This is a genomic window from Burkholderia sp. 9120, from assembly GCF_000745015.1.
Taxonomy (GTDB): Bacteria; Pseudomonadota; Gammaproteobacteria; order Burkholderiales; family Burkholderiaceae; genus Paraburkholderia.
This window is the reverse complement of sequence record NZ_JQNA01000002.1, coordinates 5,887,460-5,903,234: the sequence shown is the minus strand read 5'-3', so window position 1 is coordinate 5,903,234 and position 15,775 is coordinate 5,887,460. Positions and strand designations below refer to the sequence as shown.

Here is a 15,775-nt window from a genome sequence, read left to right as displayed (position 1 = left end):
GCCTCGCGACGCCGACGAGCCTTAAGCGGGCTGCGTGACGTCGTTCACATACGTGGCTTTCAAACGTTTTTCCGCTTCGGCGAGATCCTTCGGCGGCTTGGTCGGTTCGATGCCGACCAGACGGGCGATGTTGTTGCCCATGTAGTCTTCGAGACCGTCTTCATCCAGATTCATGCCTTGCGGCGCGGGACCGCACAGCATTTCCAGTTCGCGCAGCCACATGCCCGGCTCATTAGGCGGCGAGTCCGTACCGAACACGATCTTGTTGCGCGGCAACTCGCGTGCGAATTCGACGATGCGCGACTGGTAGCACCAGCCGGATTCGCAATACACGTTCGGCGTATCCATCGCCATCCAGAAGGCTTCGAACGAATAGTTGCCGCCGGTCTGAATCCCGAAGTGACCGATGATGAAATTCACCATCGGGAATTCGCGGATGATCGGGTAGAACTGCGTCGGAATCGTGTACGGTCCGTCGCCGGTATGAATCAGCACCACCACGCCGAGCTCCGCGCATTTCTTCATAGCCGGACGCAACCAGTCGAGCGCGCGATCCGGCCGGTAGCCGTGCATGTTCGCGTGCAGCTTGAGCATTTTGAAGCCGTACTCCTTCACGTGGAATTCGAGTTCGGCGGCGCCGTTTTCCGGACCCCAACGCGGGTTGTACGTGAAGTTGCCGATAAAACGATCGGGGTACTTCTGCGTGAGTTCGGCGATATACGACATGTAGTCGCGAATGCCTTCGCGGCCGCGCCGATTGCCGTCGCGGTAGCCGGTGTTGCCCGGCGGCGGCTGAATGAAACCCATGTCGATACGGCGCGGCTTGCCGTTGATGATGTAAGGACCGTCCATCATCTTCAGCAGGCGTTCGCCGGTGAACGGCTCGCCGGTATGGCGCCAGGCTTCGTCCACGAGATTGGTGGGGTGCAGATGGGTATCGATGATCATCAGCGGGCTCCTGCGTAGTCGGCCTGGCCGGCGTATTGCTTCGCGGCGCCGGCATGTTGTTTCAGATAGGCTTGCGCTTCCTCGACGCTTCGCGGCGGCGCGCTCGGTTCAAGTCCGATCATGCGGGCGAGGTTGTTGCCGAGGTAATCCTCAAGCGTGTCTTCGTCGAGGTTGAGGCCTTGCGGCGGTTCGTGACACAACACTTCGAGCAGGCGCAACCACATGCCCGGCTCATTCGGCGGCGTGTCGGAACCGTAGAGAATCTTGTGCGTAGGCAGTACTTTCGCGAATTCGACGATCCGCGATTGCAGGCACCAGCTCGATTCGCAATACACGTTCGGCGTATCGAGCGCCATCTGATACGGCTCGAAGCAATACACGCCGCCCGTCTGCACGCCGAAGTGCGCCATGATGAAATTCACCGACGGGAATTCGCGAATCAGCGGATACCACTCGCTCGGAATGCTGTACGGACCGTCGCCGGTGTGCAGCTTCACCAGCAGGCCGAGATCCGCGCACTTACGCAGCGCGGGGCGCAGCCAGTCGAGCGCGCGGTCGGGGCGGTACGCATGCATGTTGGCCTGCAACTGCACCATCTTGAAGCCGTGTTCTTTCGCGTAGAACTCGATCGCTTCCGCGCCGTTCTCGGGACCGCAACGCGGGTTGTAGACGAAGCAGCCGATCAAACGGTCCGGGTACTTCTGAACCATTTCCACGGTGTACGCCATGTAGTCGTCTATCGACTCGCGGCCCGAGCGTTCGCCATCGGTCCACGTATAAATGGTGTTGCCTTGCGGCGGTTGAATAAACGCCTTGTCGATGCGACGAGGTTTGCCGTTGATGAAGTACGGCCCGTCCATCACCTCGATCAGACGCTCGCCGGAAAATGGCTCGCCGTCATGGCGCCACGCGAGGTCGACCAGGTTGGTCGGATAACAGCTGGTGTCGATGATCATGTACTCGATCTCCTTGAGAGGAACTGGTGTATCCAGTTGCCGGATCGCGGGCAGGCGCATCGATGGACTCAGCCCATTGGGCTGACCCATGCGGCCCTTTGCAAGGCGCATTTTTGTGCGCCTTCCCCTCGCCGGCATCGAGTGTCACACTGATGTGCACTGCTGCTTGCGATGCAGTCTCACAAGAGAAAAACGCTCTGTACAATATTTTTTAACCACGATCTTGATACGTTTGCGATATGGACATCCGGCTGTTGCGTTACTTCGCGGTGCTTGCCGACGAACTGCATTTCGGCCGGGCAGCCGCACGCCTGCACATTTCGCAGCCACCTCTCAGTCAGCAGATTCGCATCCTCGAAGAGGAGATGGGCACCGCGTTATTTACGCGTTCGCAGCACCGTGTTGAACTCACCGATGCAGGGAAAACACTTAAGGAGCAGGTGCCGTTGATCTTCGCGCAGTTCGAACGCGCGATCGATCTGACGCGTTGCGCGGGGCGTGGCGAAGTGGGCAGTCTCGAGATCGGCATCATCAGTTCAGCGATGGTCGAACCGATTCCGCGCGCGCTGCGGGTTTTCGCGGAGAAGCATCCGCAAGTGCAATGGACGTTGCACGAGATGACGCCGGCCGCGCAGATTCTCGCGCTGAAGGAGCGGCGTCTCGATGTGTGTTTCTTCCGCGTCTCGCATGAGGACGCGGAGATTCGCAGCGAGGTGGTGATGCGCGAGACGGCCGTGGTGGCATTGCCATTGGGGCATCGGCTCGCCGCGCGTGACGAACTGGCGTTGCGCGAGTTGGAGGCGGAGCGCTTCGTGTCGTTCGGGTTGCGGCAGTCGCAGCTTGCGCGCTTCTTACAGGACTGCTGCGTCGAAGCAGGGTTTACGCCGCAAATCGAACAGGAGGTGGTCGAGGTGCATACGCTGTTGTGCCTCGTGCGCGAAGGGCTCGGCGTGGCGTTGCTGCCTTCGTCGACGCGGCAATTGTCCACTGGTGGCGTGGTGTTCGTGCCGGTGGCCGCGCCGCGTCCGGAAGTGTCGCTGCATGCGCGGTATCGCGCCGAGGCGCCGTCGCCGGTGCTGGCGTTGTTTCTTGAGACGGTGCGGGAGGTGGCGGCTAGCGTGAGCTGACCGTTTGCGCGACCAGTTCGCGTATCGCGTCGATCAACGGCGCGACCCGCTCTGCTTTGTCGCGTGGCCAGACGGCGTACAGGTTGTAGTGCGTCGGAATTTCCACCTGCGTGAGTTCGATCAGCGTGCCGTTGCGGATCGCGTCGGCGGCGAGCAGGCCGCGCGCGAGACCCGCGCCCACACCGGCGCTGGCCGCCGCGATCAAACCGGCGGCGTTATCGAAGACGGCGACCGCATCCGGCTCGACAGCGGGCATGCCGGCCGCGGCGAGCCAGGGAATCCATGAGCGTTTCGTGTAGCCGAGCAACGGCAACTCCAGCAATTGCTCGGGCGTGAGCGGCGTGTCGAGGCTGCACGCCGGCAGCAACGCAGGCGAGCCGACCGCCGTCAACCGGTCGGTGCAGATCAGCGCGTTTTCGAAACCGTCCCATTCTCCATACCCGTACCGCAGCGCGATATCCACGCGCTCGAATGCGCTGCGTTCGTGACGCGGTGTGGACAGCACCGTCAACGACGTGCCGCTCAGCGTGCCGAGCAAGGCGGGCAAACGCGCGACCAGCCAGCTTTGCGCGAGTTCGGGGTCGACGTCGAGTGTGATCGACTGCTTGACCGTGCGCTCCTTGACCGACGACAACGCCCGGTCGATCTGCTCGAAGCCATCCGCCAGCTGGTTCGCGAACAGCACACCCGCGTCGGTCAACACCACGCGGCCGCTTTCGCGCACGAACAGCGGCTGGCCCACGAACTCTTCGAGCGTGCGGATCTGCTGGCTGATCGCGCTGTGCGTGAGCGACAACTGCCGCGCCGCGCTCGAAAAACTGCCGACGCGGGCGGCCTGCAGGAACGCCTGCATCGACTGAAGGGACGGGTAGCGCTTCAACATGGGTGTTAGCCGGACTTACGGGTGATGGAAGAAATCGTCGCTGGCGCTGGGCTTAACGGCTTTCAATAATGGCCGCAAGCACGCGGCCCGTGCGGCCCTCGCACGCGCCGCGCCGCACAACGACATTCAGGAGACAGCGCATGATCGAGATCGTGGTCAACGACACGCGGCACTCGCTCGACAATGTACCGGAAGACATGCCCCTGTTGTGGGTGTTGCGCGACCGGCTCAGGTTGACCGGCACGAAGTTCGGCTGTGGCGGGGGTTTTTGCGGCGCGTGTACGGTGCATCTGGAAGGTGAGGCGGTGCGCTCGTGTTTGCTGCCGGCGGTGGCGGTGGCCGGCAAGAACATTACGACGATAGAGGGGTTGTCGAAGGACGGCCGGCATCCGCTGCAACTGGCCTGGGTCGCCGAGGATGTGCCGCAGTGCGGCTACTGTCAGTCCGGCCAGTTGATGCAGGCGGCCGCGTTTCTCAAGGATAAGCCGACCGTCAACGATGAAACCATCTCGACGGCGATGTCGGGGAACATCTGTCGCTGCGGTACGTACTCGCGGATTCGCAAGGCGATCAAGCGAGCGGCGTCGGGCGATCCGGCACTGGCCGAGGTGGTGATGCCTGCATGCGCGGCGGCGTGCGCGGCTCACGCTGCGGCTGAGGAGGCTTGAATGCGCAACGATAAAGATGCGCTGGCAAGCGCACGCGGCGCAGCGCGACGTCGGTTTATCAAGCAGAGTTCGGCGTTGTTGGCCTCGGGCCTCGCGATTGGTTTCCAGTTGCCCGAAGCGCTGGCTAAAGGCGAGAACGCAAGCGGCGATCCGCAGCCGTTACCCGGCGAATTCGAACCGAATGCGTGGGTCCGCGTGCTGCCCGACGATACGATCAAACTGGTGGTCCACAAGCACGACTCGGGCACCGGCACGCGCACCGCATTGGCTGCGGTGGTAGCGGAAGAGCTGGACGTCGATCCGTTTCGTGTCGATGTGATCACGCCAGAGAATCCGTTTTTTGGTGAATACATTCATCCGCTGTGGAAAGTGTTTTCGACGGGCGGTAGTACCAGCGTGTCGCTCGAATACGATCGCTTGCGACGTGCGGGCGCGACCGCGCGGGCGATGTTGATTGCGTCGGCGGCGAAACAGTGGAATGTGGCGCCGTCGTCGTTGACGACGGACAGCGGCTTCGTGGTCGATCCGGCGAGCGGCAAGCGCGCGAATTATGGTTCGCTGGCGAGCGTCGCCGCGCAATTGCCGGCGCCGAAAGACGTCGCGTTGAAAGATCCGTCCCAGTTCAAATACATCGGCAAATTGCAGAAGAAACGCGGCGCGGCGCAGAAGGCGATGGGCGCGTTTCCGTACAGCATCGACGTGCTGTTGCCGGGTTTGCTCGTGGCGGTGGTCACGCGAGCGCCGGTGATCAACGCGCGTGTGCGTAGCGTGGATGCGAAAGATGCGCTGGCCGTGCCCGGCGTGCGGCAGATCGTGCAGATTCCAGGGCGGCCGGATATTCTCGGCGGCAATCAGGCGGGCGTTGCAGTGTTAGCCGATGATTACTGGTCGGCGCATAAAGGGCAAGCCGCGTTGCGGGCGGAGTGGGACGACAGTCCGCTTGAGACTTTCGACAGCAGCACGCTCGCCGCGCAGCAGGCCAGATGGCTGGACGATCCCGCCGCGCGTGTCGTGCCGACTATTCAGCACGGCGACGCGGGCACCGCATGGCCGCATGGCGCGCGCGTGATCGAGGCGGCGTATTCGATGCCGTATAAAGCGCAGAATCCTTTGGAACCGATCAACGTTACCGCGTGGGCGAAAGACGGTGGCATTGAGTACTGGGGCGGATTGCAAGTGCCTTCGACGGTACGGGAGGCGGCTGAGGTGATCGGCGCTATTCCCGCGGATCGCGTCGTATTGCATGAGCTCGTGTCGGGCGGAAGCTTCGGGTCGCGCGAATCGAAGTACTGGCTCTTCGAAGTGACGTGGCTCGCGCTGAAGGTCGGTAAACCGGTCAAGCTGATGAACAGCCGTGAAGATGAAATGCGCGCGCTTTACTATCATTCGGCGAGTTATCACCGAGGGAAAGCCGTGCTCGATATGCACGGCAATCTGAGCACGCTGCAATTGCGTGCGGTGATGCCGGCTTCGCCGGAACAATGGGAGCCGGGTTACTTCGATCGTCCTGACCGGATGGACTACAGCACTACCGAAGCCATCAGCAAGTATGAGTTCGCTTATGACGCGCCGCATGTCGATATCGGTTGGGTGCGTCATGAAACCGGCGTGCCGACCGGCTGGTATCGCGCGGTGAGTTATATCCCGAACGTGTTCGCGGTTGAGTCGTTCATGGACGAGGCGGCACATGCGGGCAAGCGCGATCCGGTCGATTTTCGGCTCGCGCATATGAAAGACCCGCGACATCAAGCTGTTCTGCGTGAGGCCGCCGCGCGAGCCGGTTGGGGTAAGCCGTTGCCGCCTGGCACGGCGCTCGGTGTGGCGACGAATCAGGCATACAGCAGCTATGTGGCCGTGGTTGCGCGAGTGAAGCGTAACGGAGATAGCGTCGTGATCGACAAGCTCACCTGCGTCGCGGATTGCGGGTTGGCAGTGTCGCCGGGTGGCGTCGAGGAACAGTTGTACGGCGGGCTGATGTGGGGCGTGGGACACGCGATGGGCGATCGCATCGATATTCGTCACGGGCAGGTCGAGCAGAAGAACTTCGATACCTATCGCGTGATGCGCATGACGGATATGCCGGAGATCGATATTCAGATCGTGCAAGGCGATCTGGCGAAGCCGGGTGGGGTGGGGGAGTTGTCGAGTCCTTCGGTTGCGCCGGCGGTGGCGAATGCGGTGTTCAGGTTGACGGGACAGCGGTTGAGGGACACCCCGTTTGATTTGAGCAAGGTGGGCGCTCACGCCACGGTCAAGGTGAAAGCCAGCGCATAGGTCGACCCAGACCGTTTTGAACCCACGAGCGCCCGTGTCACGCACGGGCGAAAAAAACGCTTGACTACCTATCTACAGGTAGATAAAGTGCAGTCCATGAACACGCCATCGCCCGTACGCTCGCAGATTCTGGACCACGCAGTCACGCTCATCATGCTGCGCGGCTACAACGGTTTCAGCTACCGTGACTTGTCCAACCTGGTTGGAATCAAGACGGCGAGCATCCACTACTACTTTCCGTCGAAAGACGATCTGGTATTGGAAGCGGTCAGTTCGTACAGTGACGAAGTGCTGAGTTCAATGAACGCGATTGGCGACACATTGCCCGCGGACGCCAAGCTCAGCAAGTACACCAAGCTGTTCGGCAAGACCTTGGGCGACGGCGATCAGATCTGCCTGTGCGGCATGCTCGCAGCTGACATCGAGTCGCTGCCGGACGACATCAGACAGGCAGTGCAGGCCTTTTTCAAGGCTAACGAGCGCTGGCTCACCAAAGTGCTGGTGCAAGGCGTTGAAGAAGGAACGCTGGCGATCAACGGTAAGCCTGAGAACGCCGCACGGGCGCTTTTTGCCGCCTATCAGGGCAGCGTGTTGGCGAGCCGGTTGTTCAAGACCAAGGCCCGGCTTGAAGACGTCGAGACCACGGTCAAGGTTGTCGGGTAATTGCAATGAAAGGAGGTGGCGAGCCACCTCTTTATCTGGCCCGCTTGTCTATCTACATGTAGATAAGTGATGTAGGGGAAGCAATGGATTTCAAGTTTTTGTGTTAGTGCAAATCTATCTAGTAGTAGATTGATAAATCAAACTTTTAGGAGTCTCATCATGTCGATTGAAACCGTTCTCTACCGCGCTCACGCTCACGCCACCGGAGGCCGTGACGGCCGTGCGGTCGTCCCCGAAGGCAAGCTCGACTTCAAGCTCGTCACGCCTCGTGAACTGGGCGGTGCCGGCGGCGAGGGCGCAAATCCCGAGCAGTTGTTCGCCGCGGGTTACAGCGCGTGTTTTCTCGGTGCAATGAAGTTCGTCGCGGCGCGTGACAAGATCGCCCTTCCGAAGGATGTCGCGATTGACGGCAGCGTCGGCATCGGTGCGATTCCGAACGGCTTCGGTATCGAAGTCGAACTGAAGATTTCGCTGCCGGGCATGGAGCGCGAAGCGGCTCAGACGCTCGTCGACAAGGCCCACGTGGTCTGCCCGTATTCGAACGCCACCCGCGGAAATATCGACGTCACGCTCACGCTTGTTTGAGCGGCCGAATCCCGTCTTACCTTTAAACGAACTCAACTAATCAACTGGAAGTAGCGAACCATGAAGACCTTCAAGCCCCTCATTCTTGCCGCCGCCGTTCTCGCCGCCAACACGAGTTTCGCCGCTACGACGAGCCCGGCAACGCCCGACGCCGTCACGAGCCAGTTCCTCGCCGCGCTCAACAGCGGAAAAGGGCCGGCAATCAACACGCTCTCGCCGGCGAAGGCCCGCGAGGTACTGGTCGGCGCGCAGAGCGGCGTGAAAGTCGACCTCTCCGGTATCGACGTGTCCAACAAGACGATCGAACAGGACGGCATCAGCGTGCCCATTACCATCGTCAAGCCGCAGGGCGCGACGGGCACGCTGCCGGTCTTCATGTTTTTCCACGGCGGCGGCTGGATTCTCGGTGACTTCCCGACGCACGAGCGACTGGTGCGTGATCTCGTGGTGCAGTCGGGCGCGGTGGCAGTCTTCGTGAACTACACGCCTTCGCCCGAGGCGCGCTATCCGGTCGCAATCAACCAGGCCTATGCTGCTACGAAGTGGGTGGCGGCGCATGGCAGTGAAATCGGTGTGGACGGTAATCGGCTCGCTGTGGTCGGTAACAGCGTGGGCGGCAACATGGCGGCGGTGGTCAGCTTGATGGCGAAGGACAAGCACGGTCCGGACATTCGTTTCCAGGGATTGATGTGGCCCGTCACGGATAACAACTTCAACGATGGGTCGTATAACGCTTTTCCGGAAGGGCACTTCCTGACGCGTCCGATGATGAAGTGGTTCTGGGACGCGTACACGAAGGATCAGAATCAGCGCAACGAGATCTATGCTTCGCCGTTGCGCGCGTCGGTGGATCAGTTGAAGGGACTGCCGCCCGCGTTGATTCAGGTTGCGCAGAATGATGTCTTGCGTGATGAGGGCGAGGCTTACGGCCGCAAACTCGATGCGGCCGGTGATGAAGCGACGACCGTGCGGTATGACGGCACGATCCATGATTTTGGTTTGCTGAATGTGCTGGCGAATGATGCGCCGACGAAGGCCGCTACTCGTCAACTCGCGAATGAGTTGAAGGCACGGTTGCAATAAGTGTGTGTGCCGCGGCTTGATGGGGGGTGTGATCGGGCCGCGGGTGGTTGATTGGGCTTATACCGTTGCCGGCGACTGGACGATGACGCCATACCATCCGAGGCCGCGATAGCTCTCGTAGCCGGGCGTCGCGGCGAACGAAACCGTGCGTCCGTCGGATAGCTGATAGAAGCCGGCCGACCGCCCGTCTGTATTCAGGCGGAACTGCTCGTCGAGCACGCCTGTGTCATCCGAACTGGCGATCACGCGATGCGACGCGTTGACGATCATGCAGCGCGTGCGTCGCCATTCTTCTTCGGTCAGACGCACGCCTTTGACAACCGCCGATGCTTGCGGCGCCCAATCGAAAAAGACCACCAGCGCGCCGAGCGGCTTGCCGTCGACTGCGCCGTTCTCGCGTATCGCGGTGGCGTAGGTGGCAACTTGAGCGTGTTTCAGCAGCGGCAAGGACTCGATGTCCCCAGCAACGAAGTCTGCTCCCGATGGGGTTTTTAGCGCGCTTCGGAACCAGCTTGCGTCGGCGACGTTGCGGCCGTGGACTGCGTAGGTGTCCGGCCGACCATTGGCGACGACGTTGCCTTCGGCGTCGATGATCCATAGGTCGCGGTAGACCGTGTAGCTGTCGAGAATGACCGACAAGCGGTGCGATGCGTGGGCGCGTGTTTCCGGGGTGGCGGTAGCGAGGCAGTCGACCACTGCCGAGTCAGTGGCCCACCAACGGACGTCGCAAGAGCGTTCGTACAGGTTGCGATCGATCACGTCGATCATATTCAGTGCAAGGTCGGCGCAGCGTTGGCCTTCGTGTGAGCGTAGACGCTCGATCATGCTGTCGCCGAGATCGGTCAGCTTGGTCAAGGATCCCGCAAGTTCTCTGTTGAGTACCGTTGTGATTTCACCGATGCGCGCGGATACGTGTTTGACCTGGTTCGCGACGACCGCGAAGCCTCGGCCGGCGTTGCCGGCGCGGGCGGCTTCGATTAGGGCGTTGAGGGCGAGGAAGGTGGTCTCGCGGTTGATGTCGTTGATGTCGGAGATCTTTCCCGTGGCGAGCTTTTTGACGTGGTGAGTCAGTTCGACGATTTCGAGCGGGTTCGACATGGTGGTGGTCCCGGTGGTTGCTGTTTTGTAGTTACATAAAAGCAAGCATCGGGCCGGGTGAGGTTGGTGTTTTGTTGGCGTGATTGCGGTGGAGGCAAACGTTTGGCTGGGCTGGGAGGGTGGGCGGAAGGAATGAATGGGGGCAGTGATGCACTGGATGGGTGCGGTTCTGGTGGTGTCGGTGCGGGTGGTGGGCGTACTTGCCTCGATGATGAAGGCGCGTTGGTTGCGACGGAAGGACACAGAACTGGTCGCCACCCGGTCCGGCGTGCAGCAGTTGCGTGCGCTTGGCATCGATCTGGGTTCGGCGCAAAGTGAACGTCGCGTGTTCGCACGTCCATGTGCCGATCTCACGCAACGGCACCCGCATCTGGGCGGCGCACTGGGGACGCATATGCTCAAACTCTACGTTGGCCAAAGCTGGATCGTCCGCTCGCCCAAGTCTCGTCTCGTCAGCGTCACACCAAAGGGAGACGAGATGTTTCGAAAGCTTCTGGCACTTGCTTGATCGTTATGGGACGCTACAAATCGCCAAGCCTCCCGGCTTCATGAAGAATCCATTTCGCAAATACCTGAAGTGGTTCTTCACTCAATTCGATCGCTTCAGGAAGAACGAGGCAAAAGTTCTTGGCAATCGTTTTGCTCTCCGGCCAAGGCGCGACCAAACGGCCTTGTTCAAGCTCTGCCCCGATATAAAGACGCGGCACCAACGCAACACCCAAACCCGCTAGCGCCGCTTCTATGAGCATGGAATGAAGATCGTAACGTGCGCCAACCGCTGAATTAGTCAGCACGATGCCGACCTCTTCTGCGTAAAGCTGCCACGCGTCCGGATTTTGTCTTCTATGAAGGCGCGGCAGTTCATCCAGCGAAACATTCGCATCGGCATCGGCGAGAAGCGCCGGGCTACAGACGGGTACAAGCACCTCTTCCAGCAGAGGATGCAATCGCATACCCGCCCATGCCGGATGCTCAAAATGAATTGCTGCGTCGAAACCACTACCAGCAAGAATGAACGGTTCCATACGTTCCGCGATATGCACGGTAATGTTCGGATGCTGACTCTGAAAGCGTTTCAGCCGTGGGATAAGCCAGCGGGTGGCAAAGGTCGGAATGGCGGCGATATCAATACTTGCGCCGTCGCTGGACTGCCCCATCAGATAAAGGCTGTCCCGTTCCAACCGATCGAGAGTCTCGCGAACCTGCACCGCGTATCGCGTGCCGTTGGGTGCGAGCCGAACCCGATTTCCAACACGCTCGAACAGAGCGACACCTAGAAACACTTCCAATCGACCAATCTGACGACTAATGGCGCCCTCGGTCAGCGCTAATTCCTCGGCCGCGCGGGCGAAGCTGCCGTGTCGAGCCGCGGCCTCAAAAGCCAGGAGCGCGGAATTGCTTGGGATCTTGCGTCGCATTGAATCTCGCCGGTGGGAATGCATTTAACGTCAGCTTGAGTGAATGTCACTGAAGGCTGATTTTATATCGCTATATACAGGGGAAAGCTCAGATTAGCATGACGTTACTGCAATGAACATGAACCGTTTGCTGCAACACGCTCATCCGTCGCGAAGGACAATCTGATGATCTACACCGTGGAATGCAGTTTCTCCGATCCCACCAGCGAAGCCGAGTGGAACGACTTCTACAGCCTCGAAAAACTGCCTGCCCTCATTTCAGTGAGTGGCTTTCACACGTCGCAGCGCTTCAGGTCGTTAAGCGATGGTTGCCCGCTCTACCTGGCCATCCACACGATTGACGGACTCGATGTTCTAGCGGGAGAGGAATATCGCCAGAAAGGCGGCGGCAATTTTGCAAGGTGGCAGCAACACATCACCGACTGGCACCGAAATCTCTATAGCGGTATCAGCCTTGCGCCGGCGGTAAATGCAGATGAACTCCTCGTGCTGTGTGCAAGCGGCCCGGAACCGCTGATCCACATGGGTCTCACACCGTTGGCCATACGAGCCGTTGCGTTGGAGAAGTCTCCGGAACACCGCTGGCTCGCAAGACTGCCTGGGCGAAACGCTCCGCCTGCCGAGAATCTGTCTGAACGCGTCCACCTCTATTCGCCGATGACGGAACAACTGACAAGCTCCCGCCCTGTTTCGACAGAACAGGAAAGATAGATCCGCGATGCCCAATGTCACCTTCTATATGCCCAAGGGGCAAATGCCGTCTGATGAGAGGCTTTCAAAGCTTTCCCGCGACTGCACCGAACTCTGTACGAGTGTTCTCGAAGCGGACCTCAACAACGTTCATGTCATCTACGTGGACGTTCGGCAGGGACACGGATATGCCGCCTTCGCGGAGGTCCAATACCGCCTTGAGACGTTTCGTACGCCCGCAGTCATGAACAGGTTCATGGAAGCCTTGGACGACATCATCTTGCGCAGCACGGGTTTCACTGCACGCATCCGTTGTTTTGGTTATGCCGCCTCGAACATTCACGCACGAAATTAGAAAGTCTCTGGAGAAGCACTGTGTCTACCCTTAACTTTCCAAGTCAGCGAGTCGGGGATTTCACGATCACCGCCATCAGCGACGGCTACCTCACCGCCAGCCTGGACATTCTCTCGAACATCGACTCGTCCGAGGCCTCCAGAATGCAAAGCGATGCAGGGCAGAAGGAGCCGTCTGCTGTGCATATCAACTGCTACCTGGTACGCGGGGCGGGCCGCACCATTCTCATCGATGGTGGGGCTGGAGGCATCAAGCAATGGGGTGGTCGCCTGATAACTAATTTGCAGCTTGCTGGTGTCGAGCCATCCGAGATCGACACCATCCTGCTGACACACGCCCATCCGGATCATGTTGGAGGACTGGTCGACACAGCCGGACACATTACTTTTCCGAATGCGGAGTTGGTTGCTCATCAGCGAGAGGTCGAATTCTGGCAGGACGACGGCAATCTGAGTCGTGCCAGCGAACGTGCCCGCGGTAACTTCCTGATAGCGCGTCAAGTGTTCGACGGTTACCGCGACAAGCTTCGTACTTTCAATGAGGGAGAGATACTTCCCGGAATCAGCGCAATGTCGCTACCTGGGCACACAGAGGGGCATTCCGGATATCTTATCGAGTCCCGAGATCAGGGTCTGCTTGTATGGGGAGATATTGTCCATTTTCCGCACATCCAGATAACACGGCCGGACGTATCGATTGCATTCGATCAAGACCCGACCCAGGCAGCGACCACACGATCACGGCTTCTGGACCGGGTCAGTACAGAGGGATTGTTGATCGCAGGTATGCATTTGGGGGAACTCGGCTTCGCGCGAATCAAGCGAGCGAGCGGCAGCTACGGTCTGCTCTACGAGACCGAAGCTTGACGCCGCGCGCAGAAGTAATGACGAACACCGCTATGCCGTGACAATCAACGAACCACCCCCTCAAGGCGTCCATCGATACACCGTAATGCTTGACCCCTTCACATTGTTCTTCGTGACCACGTACTCGCCTGTCGATCGAAAATACGCCCTGACGCCGTACATCGAATCAATGGCGCTGCTGGTGTCGACGGTACGGGTACTGGTGTTGACCAGCGTGGTGTCCAGGTTGCCTGTACCGAGATTGAAAGCGTCGATGTTCGGCAAAGCTTCTCCGCTCCCGAACCAGTAGCCGACAAATAGATAGTTGCCGACCGCATCAATCGACTTGGCGCCGACGTGCGGGAGGTTAATCACGGGATTGGGCTTGGTGGTGTTGCCCGCACTCCAGCCGTGATATACCTCGATCCGTGTACCTATCGCCGTCCAGTCCGTTCCCCCGACAACGCCTTGCCCGAGAATCATGGTGTCGCTGTCCGCGAGGTAGACGATGCGCGTCAGCGGCTTGACGCTGTCGGGAATGGCAATAGGGATACCGGGTCCCCACGTTGGCTTGCCGCTGGCGTCGAAGCCGATTAGCGGATAGTGGTAGAGGGTCCCGGTCTTGTCGAGGCCAGCCCACACGCCACCCTTGCTGTCGATGCAGAACCCGTCTCTGACCGATGCCGTTGTGTTGAACGCCGGACCGGGGAGGGTGGCGTCCGGTATGGCGATGTAGCCATTCGCCGCGTTGAAGTGGAAGAAGTAGTAGGTGTCAGGGTTCTGGCCCGTCGCCACGAGAATCCGGTTTGCACCGACGCTGGCGAGCAGACCGAAGTGCTCGTCCCGTGAGCGATCGTTGATGTTGATGCGTGGATCGGACGGATAGGCAATTGGATCGACCGTGTTCGCTACGAAGGTTCCCCCGGCGGTGCCGGCGTAGATGTTGGTGCCGCTATAGAAGTAGAGGCCGTCGGTGGCCGGGTCCGGCGCGGCGATTCCCTCGAAGTTGAGAGACTGAAGCTTCCATTGCAGGTGACCGGTACTGCTGTAAGCGTGAATGTCGGTGCCACCGTCGCGGCCGAGGTCCCAGCTTCCGCCCCACGGGTTGTTGAGTACATAAAGGTTGCCGGCGGTGTCTTTGCCGATGCCGACGACGCGAGTGAAGCGCTTGTCGCCGACCTGTCCTTTGATTCCCGTCGTGGTGTCGAGATAGCCGCCTTGAATGCCGAATGTACTGGCCAGCACCGGTGTGCCTGAGAGGTTGTAGCGCTTGATGTTCATGTCAGGGCCCTGGTCCCCGACCACGAGTTGCCCCGACGATGCATCGAAATACAGTGCTGAGGGCTGCGAGCCGGTTGGCATCCGGATCGTGTTCAGCAACGCGCCGGTAGAACTGAACTCGACGATCGAGCCTTCACTCTTCTGGGCGACCCAAACGTTGCCTGCGCCATCCACGGCGAGGGCGCCCGGCCCGGTGATGTTGATGTCCCGCTGCCAGATACCGGCCGTAGTGAAGATCCGAACGCGATTGCCGTAGAAATCACTGGCATAGAGGAGGGAGCCCGCCGTGGCCAGTCCAGTCACGACGTCGACTCGCGGCAGGTTGTTGAACGCGCTCACCTGAATCAACAGATCGCGAGCCTTGGTGGTGCGGTTGTATCGTCCCACCGCACCGGTTCCGTAAGTTCCGCCGGGCTGCAGTGCCACAAAGATCGACGTCGCATTACCCGTGATCGCGCTGCCCTGAAACTCGCCGTGCGCGCCGATCGAGCCGAGGCTCTTGCCGGCCTGGTAGAACGCGACGCCGCCCTCGTACTCGTCCCACATGGAGGCCGTATAGATCACGCCTTCGGGCGCGACCCACATGGAGCGCGCGGTGTTACCCACGTGGGCAGCGAGGGTGCCATAGGTGTTCGCCAGCCAGTCGGTCGTGTTTTCCGCTGGACACGCCGGTGCAACCGTGGCGATCGCTGTGAACGCAGCGATAAGGAGCGCGGCATGAATCCGTTTTTTCTCGACCATGATGGATGCTCTCCGGAATGTGGCGATCGTTCACGAGAATAGTCGGCCAGCCAGATTTCAAATTCGTGATCGGCGACCCACGTAGGAACATAGGTAACTCGTTGTTCCTTTACAAGCTCGCATCTCGACTTTGCATACGGACGGGCATTGCGGTCATGCG

At 60.0% G+C, this 15,775-nt stretch carries 16 protein-coding genes; 10 read left to right on the top strand and 6 right to left on the bottom strand.

The window, feature by feature from the left end; translation table 11 throughout:
* Window positions 1-21: 21 nt before the first annotated feature.
* On the bottom strand, window positions 22-948 hold the full coding sequence (locus FA94_RS34250) for an amidohydrolase family protein (RefSeq protein WP_012428924.1): 927 nt from the start codon (window positions 946-948) through the stop codon (window positions 22-24).
* Complete coding sequence (locus tag FA94_RS34245) at window positions 948-1,904, bottom strand: amidohydrolase family protein (protein WP_035560195.1); 957 nt, start codon at window positions 1,902-1,904, stop codon at window positions 948-950. Before FA94_RS34245 ends, FA94_RS34250 begins: the two co-directional genes overlap by 1 nt.
* Before the next feature lie 239 nt (window positions 1,905-2,143).
* On the opposite strand from FA94_RS34245, the gene FA94_RS34240 reads away from it, so the two are divergent.
* A complete protein-coding gene (locus FA94_RS34240; protein ID WP_035560192.1) occupies window positions 2,144-3,031 on the top strand; it encodes a LysR substrate-binding domain-containing protein in 888 nt (295 codons plus the stop codon).
* Here the strand turns inward: FA94_RS34240 and FA94_RS34235 are convergent.
* Window positions 3,018-3,914 (bottom strand): LysR substrate-binding domain-containing protein, encoded by an 897-nt coding sequence (locus FA94_RS34235; protein ID WP_035560190.1) that lies wholly within the window; start codon window positions 3,912-3,914, stop codon window positions 3,018-3,020. The two genes, FA94_RS34240 and FA94_RS34235, sit on opposite strands and share 14 nt — an antisense overlap.
* A gap of 140 nt (window positions 3,915-4,054) precedes the next feature.
* Here FA94_RS34235 and FA94_RS34230 point away from each other — a divergent pair, with 140 nt between their 5' ends.
* The 5 genes from FA94_RS34230 to FA94_RS34210 all read left to right on the top strand — a co-directional run bounded on the left by FA94_RS34230 (window position 4,055) and on the right by FA94_RS34210 (window position 9,187).
* Window positions 4,055-4,582, top strand: a complete 528-nt coding sequence (locus tag FA94_RS34230) for a (2Fe-2S)-binding protein (protein ID WP_035560188.1) — start codon at window positions 4,055-4,057, stop codon at window positions 4,580-4,582.
* The gene (locus FA94_RS34225; RefSeq protein ID WP_035560185.1) at window positions 4,583-6,856 is read left to right on the top strand and encodes a xanthine dehydrogenase family protein molybdopterin-binding subunit; all 2,274 of its coding nucleotides are present in this window, start codon (window positions 4,583-4,585) and stop codon (window positions 6,854-6,856) included. It abuts the gene before it with no gap.
* A gap of 96 nt (window positions 6,857-6,952) precedes the next feature.
* Window positions 6,953-7,519, top strand: a complete 567-nt coding sequence (locus tag FA94_RS34220) for a TetR/AcrR family transcriptional regulator (protein WP_035560182.1) — start codon at window positions 6,953-6,955, stop codon at window positions 7,517-7,519.
* 159 nt (window positions 7,520-7,678) lie between these two features.
* Window positions 7,679-8,104, top strand: a complete 426-nt coding sequence (locus FA94_RS34215; protein ID WP_035560179.1) for an organic hydroperoxide resistance protein — start codon at window positions 7,679-7,681, stop codon at window positions 8,102-8,104.
* Between the two features lie 60 nt (window positions 8,105-8,164).
* Window positions 8,165-9,187, top strand: coding sequence for an alpha/beta hydrolase (locus tag FA94_RS34210; RefSeq protein ID WP_035560176.1), 1,023 nt, complete (start codon window positions 8,165-8,167; stop codon window positions 9,185-9,187).
* Between the two features lie 57 nt (window positions 9,188-9,244).
* On the opposite strand, the gene FA94_RS34205 is transcribed toward FA94_RS34210, so the two are convergent.
* On the bottom strand, window positions 9,245-10,528 hold the full coding sequence (locus FA94_RS34205; RefSeq protein WP_286166119.1) for a methyl-accepting chemotaxis protein: 1,284 nt from the start codon (window positions 10,526-10,528) through the stop codon (window positions 9,245-9,247).
* Here FA94_RS34205 and FA94_RS39670 point away from each other — a divergent pair.
* A complete protein-coding gene (locus tag FA94_RS39670; RefSeq protein ID WP_156126770.1) occupies window positions 10,422-10,793 on the top strand; it encodes a hypothetical protein in 372 nt (123 codons plus the stop codon). The two genes, FA94_RS34205 and FA94_RS39670, sit on opposite strands and share 107 nt — an antisense overlap.
* 13 nt (window positions 10,794-10,806) lie before the next feature.
* On the opposite strand, the gene FA94_RS34195 is transcribed toward FA94_RS39670, so the two are convergent.
* The gene (locus tag FA94_RS34195; RefSeq protein ID WP_035560170.1) at window positions 10,807-11,703 is read right to left on the bottom strand and encodes a LysR substrate-binding domain-containing protein; all 897 of its coding nucleotides are present in this window, start codon (window positions 11,701-11,703) and stop codon (window positions 10,807-10,809) included.
* A gap of 165 nt (window positions 11,704-11,868) precedes the next feature.
* Here FA94_RS34195 and FA94_RS34190 point away from each other — a divergent pair, with 165 nt between their 5' ends.
* From FA94_RS34190 to FA94_RS34180, 3 genes are read left to right on the top strand one after another with little or no spacing between them, the layout of a single operon-like run.
* Complete coding sequence (locus FA94_RS34190; protein ID WP_035560167.1) at window positions 11,869-12,414, top strand: hypothetical protein; 546 nt, start codon at window positions 11,869-11,871, stop codon at window positions 12,412-12,414.
* Window positions 12,415-12,421: 7 nt separating this feature from the next.
* Complete coding sequence (locus tag FA94_RS34185; RefSeq protein ID WP_035560164.1) at window positions 12,422-12,748, top strand: tautomerase family protein; 327 nt, start codon at window positions 12,422-12,424, stop codon at window positions 12,746-12,748.
* Between the two features lie 20 nt (window positions 12,749-12,768).
* A complete protein-coding gene (locus FA94_RS34180; protein ID WP_035560161.1) occupies window positions 12,769-13,614 on the top strand; it encodes an MBL fold metallo-hydrolase in 846 nt (281 codons plus the stop codon).
* Window positions 13,615-13,674: 60 nt separating this feature from the next.
* Here FA94_RS34180 and FA94_RS34175 read toward each other — a convergent pair whose 3' ends face one another.
* Window positions 13,675-15,615 (bottom strand): SMP-30/gluconolactonase/LRE family protein, encoded by a 1,941-nt coding sequence (locus FA94_RS34175; protein ID WP_035560159.1) that lies wholly within the window; start codon window positions 15,613-15,615, stop codon window positions 13,675-13,677.
* Window positions 15,616-15,775: the final 160 nt, after the last annotated feature.

What these genes read in the sequence shown, in the direction of transcription:
- FA94_RS34250 (WP_012428924.1), bottom strand. Translation starts at nt 948, where the DNA reads ATGATCATCGATACCCATCTGCACCCCACCAATCTCGTGGACGAAGCC.
- FA94_RS34245 (WP_035560195.1), bottom strand. Translation starts at nt 1,904, where the DNA reads ATGATCATCGACACCAGCTGTTATCCGACCAACCTGGTCGACCTCGCG.
- FA94_RS34240 (WP_035560192.1), top strand. Translation starts at nt 2,144, where the DNA reads ATGGACATCCGGCTGTTGCGTTACTTCGCGGTGCTTGCCGACGAACTG.
- FA94_RS34235 (WP_035560190.1), bottom strand. Translation starts at nt 3,914, where the DNA reads ATGTTGAAGCGCTACCCGTCCCTTCAGTCGATGCAGGCGTTCCTGCAG.
- FA94_RS34230 (WP_035560188.1), top strand. Translation starts at nt 4,055, where the DNA reads ATGATCGAGATCGTGGTCAACGACACGCGGCACTCGCTCGACAATGTA.
- FA94_RS34225 (WP_035560185.1), top strand. Translation starts at nt 4,583, where the DNA reads ATGCGCAACGATAAAGATGCGCTGGCAAGCGCACGCGGCGCAGCGCGA.
- FA94_RS34220 (WP_035560182.1), top strand. Translation starts at nt 6,953, where the DNA reads ATGAACACGCCATCGCCCGTACGCTCGCAGATTCTGGACCACGCAGTC.
- FA94_RS34215 (WP_035560179.1), top strand. Translation starts at nt 7,679, where the DNA reads ATGTCGATTGAAACCGTTCTCTACCGCGCTCACGCTCACGCCACCGGA.
- FA94_RS34210 (WP_035560176.1), top strand. Translation starts at nt 8,165, where the DNA reads ATGAAGACCTTCAAGCCCCTCATTCTTGCCGCCGCCGTTCTCGCCGCC.
- FA94_RS39670 (WP_156126770.1), top strand. Translation starts at nt 10,422, where the DNA reads ATGGGGGCAGTGATGCACTGGATGGGTGCGGTTCTGGTGGTGTCGGTG.
- FA94_RS34195 (WP_035560170.1), bottom strand. Translation starts at nt 11,703, where the DNA reads ATGCGACGCAAGATCCCAAGCAATTCCGCGCTCCTGGCTTTTGAGGCC.
- FA94_RS34190 (WP_035560167.1), top strand. Translation starts at nt 11,869, where the DNA reads ATGATCTACACCGTGGAATGCAGTTTCTCCGATCCCACCAGCGAAGCC.
- FA94_RS34185 (WP_035560164.1), top strand. Translation starts at nt 12,422, where the DNA reads ATGCCCAATGTCACCTTCTATATGCCCAAGGGGCAAATGCCGTCTGAT.
- FA94_RS34175 (WP_035560159.1), bottom strand. Translation starts at nt 15,615, where the DNA reads ATGGTCGAGAAAAAACGGATTCATGCCGCGCTCCTTATCGCTGCGTTC.